General features: G+C 43.2%; 12 protein-coding genes. 11 read left to right on the forward strand and 1 reads right to left on the reverse strand.

The features are described from left to right. From ytvI to KQI22_RS07655, 9 genes are all read left to right on the forward strand, one after another. Positions 1 to 1,197 (forward strand): sporulation integral membrane protein YtvI, encoded by a 1,197-nt coding sequence (ytvI, locus tag KQI22_RS07615; protein ID WP_253293555.1) that lies wholly within the window; start codon positions 1 to 3, stop codon positions 1,195 to 1,197. A gap of 44 nt (positions 1,198 to 1,241) precedes the next feature. Further along, positions 1,242 to 1,520, forward strand: coding sequence for a hypothetical protein (locus KQI22_RS07620; RefSeq protein WP_216551488.1), 279 nt, complete (start codon positions 1,242 to 1,244; stop codon positions 1,518 to 1,520). 95 nt (positions 1,521 to 1,615) lie between these two features. Then, a complete protein-coding gene (locus KQI22_RS07625; protein WP_216551489.1) occupies positions 1,616 to 2,554 on the forward strand; it encodes a calcium/sodium antiporter in 939 nt (312 codons plus the stop codon). A gap of 47 nt (positions 2,555 to 2,601) precedes the next feature. Further along, positions 2,602 to 3,636 carry a glycoside hydrolase family 5 protein gene (locus KQI22_RS07630; RefSeq protein WP_216551490.1) on the forward strand — a complete coding sequence of 345 codons (1,035 nt, stop codon included), beginning with the start codon at positions 2,602 to 2,604 and terminating at the stop codon, positions 3,634 to 3,636. Positions 3,637 to 3,835: 199 nt separating this feature from the next. Further along, on the forward strand, positions 3,836 to 4,435 hold the full coding sequence (locus KQI22_RS07635) for a GTP pyrophosphokinase (RefSeq protein WP_216551491.1): 600 nt from the start codon (positions 3,836 to 3,838) through the stop codon (positions 4,433 to 4,435). Between the two features lie 984 nt (positions 4,436 to 5,419). Continuing rightward, the gene (locus tag KQI22_RS07640) at positions 5,420 to 9,193 is read left to right on the forward strand and encodes a phosphoribosylformylglycinamidine synthase (RefSeq protein WP_216551492.1); all 3,774 of its coding nucleotides are present in this window, start codon (positions 5,420 to 5,422) and stop codon (positions 9,191 to 9,193) included. A gap of 141 nt (positions 9,194 to 9,334) precedes the next feature. Next, complete coding sequence (locus tag KQI22_RS07645) at positions 9,335 to 9,634, forward strand: type II toxin-antitoxin system RelB/DinJ family antitoxin (protein WP_216551493.1); 300 nt, start codon at positions 9,335 to 9,337, stop codon at positions 9,632 to 9,634. A 1-nt stretch (position 9,635) separates the two neighbouring features. Continuing rightward, positions 9,636 to 9,983 carry a type II toxin-antitoxin system RelE/ParE family toxin gene (locus KQI22_RS07650; RefSeq protein WP_253293556.1) on the forward strand — a complete coding sequence of 116 codons (348 nt, stop codon included), beginning with the start codon at positions 9,636 to 9,638 and terminating at the stop codon, positions 9,981 to 9,983. Between the two features lie 68 nt (positions 9,984 to 10,051). Continuing rightward, entirely contained in the window at positions 10,052 to 10,912 is an 861-nt protein-coding gene (locus tag KQI22_RS07655) for a dipicolinate synthase subunit DpsA (protein ID WP_216551494.1), read from the forward strand. Positions 10,913 to 11,049: 137 nt separating this feature from the next. Here the strand turns inward: KQI22_RS07655 and KQI22_RS07660 are convergent, their stop codons facing one another. Beyond that, positions 11,050 to 11,439 carry a hypothetical protein gene (locus KQI22_RS07660; protein ID WP_216551495.1) on the reverse strand — a complete coding sequence of 130 codons (390 nt, stop codon included), beginning with the start codon at positions 11,437 to 11,439 and terminating at the stop codon, positions 11,050 to 11,052. 190 nt (positions 11,440 to 11,629) lie between these two features. On the opposite strand from KQI22_RS07660, the gene KQI22_RS07665 reads away from it, so the two are divergent. Both KQI22_RS07665 and KQI22_RS07670 read left to right on the forward strand, forming a co-directional pair. Next, on the forward strand, positions 11,630 to 11,995 hold the full coding sequence (locus KQI22_RS07665) for an ArsR/SmtB family transcription factor (protein WP_216551496.1): 366 nt from the start codon (positions 11,630 to 11,632) through the stop codon (positions 11,993 to 11,995). Positions 11,996 to 12,029: 34 nt separating this feature from the next. Next, positions 12,030 to 12,251 carry a cation transporter gene (locus KQI22_RS07670; protein WP_216551497.1) on the forward strand — a complete coding sequence of 74 codons (222 nt, stop codon included), beginning with the start codon at positions 12,030 to 12,032 and terminating at the stop codon, positions 12,249 to 12,251. Positions 12,252 to 12,293: the final 42 nt, after the last annotated feature.

A 12,293-nucleotide genomic window follows, 5' to 3' on the forward strand; every position in this document is an offset into this window, starting at 1 on the left:
ATGGATTCTGTAAAACACTATCTGAAAATTTTTCTGAATCTCGTACTTGCGGTTCTTGCAATCATATTGGTTGTTATTTTATTGCCGCGGCTGATCGTATTTTTTATGCCGTTTGTCGTTGGCTGGATCATAGCGCTGCTTGCCAATCCGCTGGTACAGCTTTTGGAAAAGCATCTGAAGATCAAGCGAAAAGCCGGTTCCGCTTTTATTATTGCGGTGGTTATCGGCGGTGTGGCATTTCTGCTGTATCTGGCTGCTGATTTTCTGGCGCAGCAGGTGATCGGCTTTATCGGAAACCTGCCTTCCATGTGGGAAGCAATCGAGGCGGATCTGACACATGTGGGTGGCAGATTCCAGGTGCTTTACCAGCGTATGCCACTGGATTCCAGACAGCAGATCGACAGCGTGATCGAAAGCGTCAAATCCTATATGGGCAATTTGCTTGGCAACCTGAGCTCGCCGACGGTAAAGGTAGTCAGCCGGTTTGCAATGAATGTGCCAAGTATCCTGATGTCTATTTTGATGGGATTGTTATCCGCTTACTTCTTTGTTGCGGAAAAATTCCAGATCAATGCGTTTTTGCAGAAATGGGTTCCACAGCCGGTCAAGAAGCAGTGGCAGATCGTGAAAAATACGATGACAAAGGCTTTTGGCGGTTATTTTCTGGCACAGCTTAAAATTGAGATCTGGATGTATCTGCTGCTTGTGATCGGTCTGACGATCGCGGGGACAAAATATGCGGTGCTGGTAGCGCTGGGCATTGCAGTACTGGACTTTTTACCGGTCTTTGGAACGGGAACGGTGCTGGTGCCATGGGCGATCATCAAGATCCTGAACGGAAGCTATACAACAGCGATCATCCTTCTGGTGCTGTGGGGCGGCGGACAGCTGCTCCGTCAGCTGATCCAGCCAAGGATCGTCGGAGATTCCCTCGGACTGCCTGCTCTGCCAACCCTGATCCTTTTATTTATCGGCTGGCGGCTTTCCGGCGTCGGCGGTATGATCCTGGCGGTTCCGATCGGACTGGTGCTGTACAATCTCTATAAATCAGGTCTGTTTGATACAACGATCGACAGCTTTAAAATACTGGCGAATGATCTGAGTGCATTTTGTAAGTATACAAAGCAGGATTATGTGCATTATAAAAAGTATGAAAAACCGGAGAAAAAGCAGGACGGGGATTGCAAAAAAGAGTAGGGTAAGGTATACTGAAAGTAGCTTTTCGGAAGGAAGGAATCAGTATGGGAATTGGTGCAATCATGGCTTATCAGCCATATATCTACAATACCAATACAGTCAGTGCAAAAAGCCTTGAAAAAATACAGGGCGTAAATAACGATGTATCGACTGATCATATCGAAAAGAAATCCCCTTATGTTGCGGATGTGGAGAATTCTCTTTCTTATGGAGAGACTTCTGATTTTGCCAGTATTTTAGATGAGCAGATGCATATGGGTATGCAGAATGCAATGCGCTTATTCGGAAGCGATTCCGTTTACGCAGCAAATGCAACGGCTTAAGGGAAGTTCAGGCATGCATAGAAACTCATGGATATACGATCCATGAGTTTTTTTGAACCTATATATTAAAATAAAAGTCAAATGAGGAGAAAACAATGAACATTTTTATCGCAATCGTACTGCTGGTCGTCGGATTTGTGATGCTGACCAAAGGTGCTGACTGGTTTGTGGACGGATCTTCTGCACTTGCCTTCCGGCTCGGCATACCACAGCTTGTGATCGGTCTGACGATCGTCGCTATGGGAACAAGTGCACCGGAGGCGGCTGTCAGTATTACATCAGCCCTGAAAGGAAACGAAGGGATCACGGTCGGAAACGTTGTAGGAAGCAATATTATGAATATCCTGCTGATCCTTGGCATTGCATCAGTCATTGTGCCGTTGGCGGTACAGAAGTCAACAAGACTGATAGAAATACCGTATATGATCGCCATCACCGTTTTATTTGGCGTGTTAGGCTATACAGGAGAAAATGTCACAAGAGTGGAAGGCGGTATTTTGTGGATCGCTTTTCTGATCTATCTGGGCTATCTGCTCTGGATGGCAAAGAAGGGCAAGGAGGACAATGAGCCGGACGAAAAGCAGAAGAGCCTGCCTGTGCAGCTTTTGATGATATTGGTTGGGCTTGTCTGTATCGTGCTGGGCAGTCGGTTTGTAGTAGACGGTGCGACAGAGATCGCCGAGGTGATCGGTATCAGTGAAAGGATCATCGGTCTGACGATCGTTGCCTTTGGTACATCGCTGCCTGAACTGGTGACTTCCATCGCAGCGGCAAGAAGAGGCAATGCGGATATCGCGATCGGTAATATCGTGGGCAGTAATGTATTCAATATTTTATTTGTAGCAGGCACTTCCGCACTGATCCGTCCGGTCGTATTTGAAAGAAAATTTGTGCTGGATACAGCGATGGCAACGGCAACAGCCGTGCTGCTCCATGTCTGTGTCTGCAATAAAGACAGTAAACTCAAGCGCACAGGCGGCATTATCATGCTGCTTGCGTATGCAGCGTATTTTGTGAAGCTGCTGGTGGGGTAGATAAAATAAAATTACAAAGATATATCATAAAACGAAAGGAGAAGGATATGAGAACGTTTGAAGGGTATCAGAAAGGCATTAATTTAGGAGGCTGGATCTCACAGTGCAGAGTATATGAAACACAGCACTATGACAGCTTCATCAAGGAGGAGGACATCAAGGAGATCGCATCCTGGGGCGTGGATCACATCAGACTCCCACTTGATTACAATGTGATCGAGGAGGAAGACGGTACACCGATCGAGGAGAATTACAAGTACATAGACAACTGTATCGAGTGGTGCAGAAAATATAATCTGAATCTGATCCTCGATCTGCATAAGACAGCAGGCTATGTATTTGATGATGTAGAGGGCAGTGAGGGATTTTTTGACAATGATAAACTGAAAGACCGCTTTATTGCTTTATGGGACAAACTGGCATCAAGATATGCAAAATACAGCGACAGAATGGCATTTGAGCTGCTGAACGAGATCGTAGATCCGGGTGTGGCACTGAAATGGAATGCGCTGGCAAAACGTGCCATGGAGACAGTACGCAAGTACAGCAAGGATGCTTATATTCTGGTAGGCGGCATCAATTACAACAGTGTGCTTTCCGTTCCACAGCTTGATCCACCGATGGATGATAAGATCGTATATAATTTCCACTGCTATGATCCGCAGCTTTTCACACACCAGTCCGCATACTGGCAGGATTTCATGCCAAAGGGCTTCCATACGGAGTATCCGATGACAGTGGCAGAGTATGAAAAAGCGGCAAAGGATAATAACATGCCGGATCACACAACAGAGATCTTCAGACGGGCAGGTGTTGCAGACATGGGAATCGGCTTTTTTGACGCGATTTTTGCTCCGGCGATCGAATATGCCGAAAAAATGAATGCACCGCTGTATTGCGGCGAATACGGCGTTATAGACCAGGCTCCGACCGACGGTACGGTAAACTGGTACAAGGATATCCATGCAGCCTTTGAAAAACATGGCATCGGACGCGCAGCATGGACTTATAAGGAAATGGATTTCGGCTTGACACAGGAGCATGTGGCATCTGTGAAAGAGGAGCTGATCAAGTTATTATAAGATTTCACTGCTGAGATTACAGGAGATAGACAGGAACATAAAGAGCTGGGCAAAATTTAGATTTTGTTCAGCTTTTTTTATGTAGATTTCATAGATCTTACACAATTCATTCAAATATATCTGGTAAGATATAGAAAATAAAAAGCAAAGACCGGGCAGCAGGCAGATGTTGCACGATTGAAGGAAAAGGGAGTAAGACATGGAATACATAGAGGAAGCGGATTATGACAGTCTTATCATTCCGTATCAGGATGCCATGGCAAATCTGATGACGAGGCTGGAGAGCCTGAATAACGATTACAGGCGCAAATATAAGAATTATCCGATCCATCATATGCAGGAACGCATCAAAAAGAAGGAAAGTATCGAAGAAAAGCTGCGCAGAAAGGGCTGCAGGGTGAGCGCAGAGGAAGCAAGGGAAAACCTGACAGATATTGCAGGGATCCGGATCATCTGCTATTTTGAAGAAGATATATATCATGTACTGGAGCGGATCAAGAGGCAGACGGACATTCTGATCCTGCAGGAGAAAGATTATATCAGGCAGGAGAAGGAAAACGGCTACAGGAGCCTACATATTATCGTAGGAATTCCGGTCTATCACATCGATGGCATGGATTATTATCCGGTAGAAATCCAGATGCGGACAATGGCAATGGATCTCTGGGCGAGCATGGAACACCGGATCTGCTACAAAAACGAGGAGAAGATCGGAAAAGATTCTCCAAAGAAAGAAGCCTTTAAAGAATTTGCAAAAGAACTATACCAGATGGAACAAAAACTGAGTGAGATGAAGTGAGAAACTTCTTCTCACTCTTTTTTATTAGTTTGATATTTTTAGCCCGTCTCCCTGTTCTTAGCGGCTTGCTCTCTTTTTTTAATTCATAGTTTGCTCTTTTTCGATTATTTTTTACTCTGATTTATCTGGACTTTCGGGTTTCTGACCGTCTTTTGCCGTTTTTATCCCATTTTATGTTATCTTCTTCTGTTTTCTCAGCTTCTGCGCTTTCTGCAGTCCGCTATCCTTTCTGTTTTTTATCTGTGATTTGTTTTGAAATTTCAGTTAGTATAGCATCTGTAACGTAACACATGGGATAAAATAATTCTTTCTTTTTAATTTACATAACATCAATAACATAATATTAAATAACAATCCTATTTATTACAATAAAAGAAGCAGTAATACACCATATCTTGTTTGATTTGGTCAAAAAATATACTATATTATGTTGCAGCAAATTGACTAGAAAATATAGGATACAAAACTGATACCTAGGTCATAAAAATTTTGAAAAAATAAAATAGCACATATCATAAATCAGAAAATAAGAAAAAATACAGAAAATGATTGGATTGTCAGCAAAACGATGACTGTAATAGTCAATATAAAATTCTGAAAAATAACACAAATATTTAATTGCGTAAGTTTACATAAAATAAACAATAATATTAAAATAACAATATCAATATTTAAAAATACGATAAAATCGTATTTCATAACGCCACAATTAAAAATTTGCTATAAATATTATGTATACCTATAAATTACATATGTGTTTAATGAAAAGGTACGAGCAAAGAGAAAGAGACAATGAAAATATAATAGGGAAAATAAAGCCGCAAGCCGGTGGCATAAAAGGAGAAAAGACAGGGAAGGGTGTCGGAATCAAAATAAAAAACAACTGTCATGTATGGTCATAGGTTGAAAAAAGGGATATTTCTTGTATAATGAAAATGATATGTCATTAACATAGGAAAAGATTACAAATGGAGGAGTCATCAAATGGCAGACGTAAGACGGATTTATGTTGAGAAAAAAGATGCTTTTGCAGTCAAAGCGAAGGAGCTGCAGGAGGATCTGAAAAACTATCTGGGAATGACAGGCATCGACAAGGTCAGAGTGCTGATCCGCTATGATGTGGAAAATATCTCAGAAGAAACCTTCCAGAAAGCATGTAAGACTGTTTTCAGTGAACCGCCGGTTGATATGCTGTACGAGGAGCAGTTCCCAATGCCGGAGAATGCAAAATGTTTTTCCGTAGAGTTTTTACCGGGACAGTTCGACCAGCGTGCGGATTCCGCACTGCAGTGTATCCAGTTTTTAAAGGAAGATGAACAGCCGATCATCAAAACTGCTGTTACTTATGTACTGGAGGGTTCTGTTTCAGATGAAGATCTGGAAAAGATCAAAGCATATTGTATCAACCCTGTAGATTCCAGAGAAACCGGTATGAAGAAGCCGGAAACACTCGTATCCGAATATAAAGAGCCGGATGATGTTAAAATCTTTACCGGTTTTCAGGATATGGCAGAAGACGAGCTGAAGAAGTTATATGATTCTCTGGGACTTGCGATGACATTTAAGGATTTCCTTCATATTCAGAATTATTTCAAGAAGGAAGAAAAACGTGATCCGTCCATGACAGAGATCCGTGTACTCGATACGTACTGGTCTGATCACTGCCGTCATACTACTTTCTCCACAGAGCTGAAGGATGTAACATTTGAAGATGGCTATTACAAGACTCCGATTGAAAAAACATATAAAGAATATCTGGCTGCCAGAGAAGAGATCTTCAAGGGCAGGGATGACAAGTTTGTCTGCCTGATGGATCTTGCACTCATGGCAATGCGCAAGTTGAAAAAAGAAGGCAAGTTGGATGACATGGAAAAATCAGATGAGATCAATGCCTGCTCGATCGTTGTACCGGTAGAGATTGACGGTAAGACAGAAGAATGGCTGATCTTCTTTAAAAATGAAACACACAACCATCCGACAGAGATCGAGCCGTTCGGTGGTGCTGCTACCTGTCTGGGTGGTGCGATCCGTGATCCGCTTTCAGGCCGTGGTTATGTATATCAGGCAATGCGTATTACAGGTGCTGCAGATCCGACAGTTCCTGTCACAGAGACTTTAAAAGGAAAACTTTCCCAGAAAAAACTTGTCAGAGGCGCAGCAAGCGGTTACTCCTCCTATGGTAACCAGATCGGTCTTGCGACAGGCTACGTAAAGGAGATTTACCATCCTGATTATGTGGCAAAGAGAATGGAGATCGGTGCTGTTATGGGTGCTGCTCCGAGAAAGAACGTCATTCGTGAAAATTCCGATCCGGGCGATATCATCATCCTGCTCGGTGGCAGAACCGGACGTGACGGCTGCGGCGGTGCAACAGGTTCGTCTAAGGTACATACAACAACTTCCATTGAAACATGCGGTGCGGAAGTACAGAAAGGTAATGCACCGACAGAGCGTAAGATCCAGAGACTGTTCCGCAGAGCGGAAGTCAGCAAGCTGATCAAGAAATGTAATGACTTTGGTGCAGGCGGTGTATCCGTAGCGATCGGTGAACTGGCAGACGGACTTGTTGTTGATCTTGATAAAGTACCGAAGAAATATGCAGGTCTGGACGGTACAGAGCTTGCCATTTCCGAATCTCAGGAAAGAATGGCAGTTGTCGTAGCACCAAAGGATGTAGATGAATTCTTAGGCTATGCGGCAGAGGAAAATCTGGAAGCTGTCAAAGTTGCAACGGTAACAGAGGAGCCAAGACTGGTACTGAACTGGAGGGGCAAGAGCATTGTAAATCTTTCCAGAGCATTTCTGGATACAAACGGTGCACATCAGGAAACAAGCGTAAAGGTGGACGTACCGAAGAAAGAAGACAACTATTTAGAAAAGATTGCAATAGATAAAGTAGAAAAGGATCTGGAGCAGAAGGATGTCAAGGCTGCTATGCTGGATACCCTGCATGACCTCAATGTCTGCAGCCAGAAAGGCCTTGTGGAAATGTTTGATGCTTCCATCGGTGCAGGCAGCGTATTTATGCCATACGGTGGTCAGTATCAGCTGACAGAGACACAGTCCATGGTTGCAAAGCTTCCTGTTCTGCATGGCAAGACAGATACTGTTACAATGATGAGCTATGGTTTTGATCCATATCTTTCCAGCTGGAGCCCATATCATGGTGCAATTTATGCAGTCCTCGAATCTTTATCCAAGATTGTTGCAACGGGCGGCGATTATAAGAAGGTTCGTTTCACATTCCAGGAATACTTCCGCCGCATGACAGAAGATCCGGAAAGATGGAGCCAGCCGTTTGCAGCACTTTTAGGTGCTTATAATGCGCAGATCGGTTTCGGACTGCCAAGTATCGGCGGAAAGGACAGTATGTCCGGTACATTTAATGATATCGACGTACCTCCGACACTCGTGTCATTTGCAGTAGATACCGCACTGCAGCAGGAAATCCTGACACCGGAACTGAAAAAGACAGGCGACGCGCTTGTATTATTTGAGATTCCGAAGGATGCTTATGATCTGCCGGAATACGATAAGGTAATGGCTTTATATGAGAAGCTGCATGCTCTTGTTGTAGACGGTACTTTAAAGGCTGCTTATACAGTAGACGGTACAGGTGTGATGGCTGCAACAGCCAAGATGGCATTCGGTAATAAGCTGGGTGTCAGCTATGCAGACAGCCTGACAGAAAAAGAGTTGTTCGGTAATCAGATCGGCGCGATCGTTGCAGAAGTGGCACAGGAAGATCTTGCAAAGCTTCCGGCTTATAAACTGGTCGGCAGCGTAGCAGAGAGCGGATTTGCTTATAAAGATGCAGTTGTGACGGAAGACGATGCACTGAAGAGCTGGAGTTCCACACTGGAACGTGTCTTCCCGACAAAGGCAGAAAAGGGCACAGAGCTGGTTGCTTCTCCTTTATATGAAGCAAAAGAAGTATATGTATGCAAGCATAAAGTAGCAAAACCGACCGTATTCATTCCGGTATTCCCGGGTACAAACTGTGAATACGATTCCGCCAAGGCATTTGAAAGAGCTGGTGCGGATGTTATCACAAAGGTATTTAAAAATATGTCGGCAGAAGACATCAGAGAAAGTGTAGATGCTTTTGAACAGGCAATCAGCCAGGCACAGATCATCATGTTCCCGGGCGGCTTCTCGGCTGGTGATGAACCGGACGGAAGTGCGAAGTTCTTTGCAACTGCGTTCCAGAATGCAAAGATCAAAGAAGCTGTAACAAAGCTGCTGAACGAGCGCGACGGTCTTGCACTTGGTATTTGTAACGGATTCCAGGCATTGATCAAACTCGGTCTTGTACCGTATGGCGAGATCTGTGGACAGAAGGAAGATTCTCCGACACTGACTTACAATACGATCAACCGTCATATCTCCAAGATGGTTTATACAAAGGTTGTTTCCAATAAATCTCCATGGCTGGCACAGGCAGAGGTTGGTAAGACTTATGTATCACCTGCTTCTCACGGCGAAGGTCGTTTCGTAGCTCCGAAGGAATGGATCGACAAGCTGTTTGCAAACGGACAGGTTGCAACACAGTATGCAGATTTCAACGGTAATGTTTCCATGGATGAAGAGTGGAACGTCAACGGTTCTTATGCAGCCATCGAAGGTATCACTTCTCCGGATGGCAGATGCTTCGGTAAGATGGCACATGCGGAAAGACGTGACAATGCGGTAGCGATCAACATTTGTGGCGAACAGGATCTGAAGATTTTTGAATCCGGTGTAGCTTACTTTAAATAAAAAAGCATGAAATAGAGATAATAAAAAGCGGGATGCTGTGCATCTCGCTTTTTATTTTGCATGACACATATTATTTGATTGCAAATGTATTGCTAATTACAATACAAGGTGATACACTACATAGGAAAGGTGGTGTTATACATGGCAGCAAAAACAGCAAATGTTACAGCAAGAATACAGCCGGAAATCAAAGAATCAGCAGAGGCTATTTTGGAAAAATTGGGAATACCGGTATCTGTTTTTATTGATATGACATACAGACAGGTGATTGCAAAAAACGGAATTCCGTTTGAATTGAAGGCACCCAGGTCTATTGCAAGCAGAGATGTCATGACGGATTCACAATTCAATGCCATTATGGAGAACGGACTTATGCAGGCAAAAGCAGATGATTCCAGAACTGCGAAGGAAGTTTTTGCAGAATTGAGAAAGAGGGGTTAGATTGGCAGATACTTATGAGGTAAAGATTACGAGTCAGGCACAGGAACAAATGGCGGAAATTGTTGATTATATCTCTAATGAACTTTTTGCACCGGAAGCGGCAGAGCATCTTTTGAATCGGATGGAAAATAGTATATTGGCTTTGGCGGAGTTCCCGGAGCGCAATCAGTTGATAGAAGAGGAACCATGGAAAACACATGGAATCCGTAAAATAGTAGTTAGCAATTTCCTAGTATACTATTGGATCAATAAACCTGAGAAGAAGGTTCAGATAATAGCGGTGATTTATACTAAGAGAGATCAAATAGAACAGCTGAAAAATATGACTATACATAAAAATAATAATTGACATTTAAAAACTTTATAGCAAAACAGCCGTCTCCCTCATATAGTAAATTATGTATAGGGGGAGCGGCTATGAAGAAAAGAATTGTACTACTGGGAGGAGATCTCAGACAGTATTATATGGCAAAATCTCTTATTCGTAAGGATTTTGCCATTTCTTATTATGGACTGAATTTCCCGCAGGAGGAGCAGGGAGCACGTCAGTGCAGAGATAAAAGTGCTCTGTGGGCTGCTTTGCGGGAAACGGACGCACTCGTATTACCGGACCCTGTCAGCCGGGATGGCATGACTGTCCGGGAAAATATGCTGGAAACACCTGTGCTTCTGGCAGAAGTGATGCTGCATATGGATGGGCAGCAGCTTTTTGGCGGCAGATTTCCGGTTGACATGGTAGCGGCTGCAGCAAAAAATAACTGTCGGTTGCATGATTTCGTGCAAAATGAAAGACTGCAGATCAAAAATGCAACTCTTATTGCAGAGGCAGCTTTGCTGGAAGCGAAGCTGCTGAGCGATGAAATGCTGCGGGGAAGTAATTGTCTGATCATAGGTTATACGCTGGAGGCAAGACTGCTTGTGCAATATCTGAAAGCATTTGGAGCGCATGTGACAGTTGTGTCAACGATCGGACGGCGCAGACTGGAGGCGGAGGCATGTGGCTGCATCGGAATGGATGAGGAACGGCTGTCGGAATCCGGTATGAGATGGAAATATGTATTTCAGATAACGGGTGAAATCAAACTTGGACGCAAGCTGCTCAATCTGATGCAGCCGGATACAGTGATCCTCGATCTGTCGGAAAAAGAGGACAGTGTCAATACCGTATACGGGCGGAGTCAGCATCTGACGATCCGAAAATGCACAGATCTGCCCGGCAGATATGCTGCAAAGACGGTTGGAGAAGAATATGCCGATTATGTGGCGACTGTTATTTAATTATCTGATAGCTGATCGTCTGATATCTTGATAGAAGGTAAAATGGGAATAAGATAACAAAGTGAAAAAAGAACAGGACGGATATGAAATCTGCCCTGTTCTTTCCCTTTGCGAAATTACTTCTATATACTATGTAATTATTCTGCTGAATCACTTGCAGTATCTGTAGCGTTCTCGTCAGAAGCTGAATCACTTGCAGCATCTGCAGCGTTCTCATCAGAAGCTGTATCGCTTGCGCTATCTGTAGCAGCATCTGTGCTGTCTGCTGACTCGCTGTTGTTTAAAATATTCATGATATTATTTGCAATATCTTCTGTTGAGTTTTCGGAAGTTGAGCTTTGCTCGGACTGCTTCTTGGGTAATACAACATTGGTATAGTAAACCAGATAGCCACATCCACCAACGATCAGAAGGGCGATCACGATACCGCAGATCCAACTGATGATGCGTTTCTTCTTAGCTTTCTTTTCCAATTCTTTCTTATTCTTTTTGGCGTTTTTGTAAGCCTCCATTTTCTTCTGGCTCATGGTAAAATCCTCTTTTCTGTTAGATATAATGGTATTTTATGAAAATCTATTCTTATTGTAAAGAATAATTGTGAAAAAAATATGATAAATAATAGAAAAAGAATATTGACAGACAGGAAACAAATGCTATAATGAACATATGAACAGATATTCATATGAACATATCTACATGTAATAAAAGGAGGACAATATGAAGAAAATAGAAGGCGAAGCTGAAAAATGTGATTGCATTCACGTTCATGAAGATATCGTGAAAAAGGTAGAAGAAAAGATGCCACAGGATGAACAGCTCGCAGATCTGGCTGAGTTCTTCCGCATCTTCGGAGATGCGACCAGAATCCGTATCTTATATGTGCTGATGTGTTCGGAAATGTGTGTCTGCGATATTGCCACGCTTCTGGGGATGACGCAATCCGCAATCTCGCATCAGCTCAGAGTGCTGAAGCAGATGGATCTGGTGAAGAACAGAAGAGAAGGCAAAACAGTATTCTATTCACTGGCAGACGGTCATATCAAGACGATCTTAAGTCAGGGAATTGAACATATCAACGAATAATAAAACAAAATCAAATCAAACGGAGGTAAGGAACATGAAAAAAACAGTTATTTTAGAGGATCTGGATTGTGCACATTGCGCAGGTAAAATCGAGGAAGCGGTAAATGAACTGAAAGACGTTGAAAAATGCAGCGTCAACTTCCTGACACAGAAGATGATCATTGATGCAGATGAAGCAGCAATGGATGGTGTTTTAAAAGAAGCCAAGAAAATCGTAAAGAAAATTGAGCCGGATGTTACATTTACTGTAAAGTAAATAATAGCGGTAAGGCAGAAGAGAAGCTGTATCGGATATACA

The organism is Kineothrix sp. MSJ-39, assembly GCF_018917935.1.
In the GTDB taxonomy this organism is placed as follows: domain Bacteria; phylum Bacillota; class Clostridia; order Lachnospirales; family Lachnospiraceae; genus CAG-194.

Excerpts from the sequence above, each read along its gene's own strand:
- ytvI (WP_253293555.1), top strand. The coding sequence starts at position 1 with ATGGATTCTGTAAAACACTATCTGAAAATTTTTCTGAATCTCGTACTT.
- KQI22_RS07620 (WP_216551488.1), top strand. The coding sequence starts at position 1,242 with ATGGGAATTGGTGCAATCATGGCTTATCAGCCATATATCTACAATACC.
- KQI22_RS07625 (WP_216551489.1), top strand. The coding sequence starts at position 1,616 with ATGAACATTTTTATCGCAATCGTACTGCTGGTCGTCGGATTTGTGATG.
- KQI22_RS07630 (WP_216551490.1), top strand. The coding sequence starts at position 2,602 with ATGAGAACGTTTGAAGGGTATCAGAAAGGCATTAATTTAGGAGGCTGG.
- KQI22_RS07635 (WP_216551491.1), top strand. The coding sequence starts at position 3,836 with ATGGAATACATAGAGGAAGCGGATTATGACAGTCTTATCATTCCGTAT.
- KQI22_RS07640 (WP_216551492.1), top strand. The coding sequence starts at position 5,420 with ATGGCAGACGTAAGACGGATTTATGTTGAGAAAAAAGATGCTTTTGCA.
- KQI22_RS07645 (WP_216551493.1), top strand. The coding sequence starts at position 9,335 with ATGGCAGCAAAAACAGCAAATGTTACAGCAAGAATACAGCCGGAAATC.
- KQI22_RS07655 (WP_216551494.1), top strand. The coding sequence starts at position 10,052 with ATGAAGAAAAGAATTGTACTACTGGGAGGAGATCTCAGACAGTATTAT.
- KQI22_RS07660 (WP_216551495.1), bottom strand. The coding sequence starts at position 11,439 with ATGAGCCAGAAGAAAATGGAGGCTTACAAAAACGCCAAAAAGAATAAG.
- KQI22_RS07665 (WP_216551496.1), top strand. The coding sequence starts at position 11,630 with ATGAAGAAAATAGAAGGCGAAGCTGAAAAATGTGATTGCATTCACGTT.
- KQI22_RS07670 (WP_216551497.1), top strand. The coding sequence starts at position 12,030 with ATGAAAAAAACAGTTATTTTAGAGGATCTGGATTGTGCACATTGCGCA.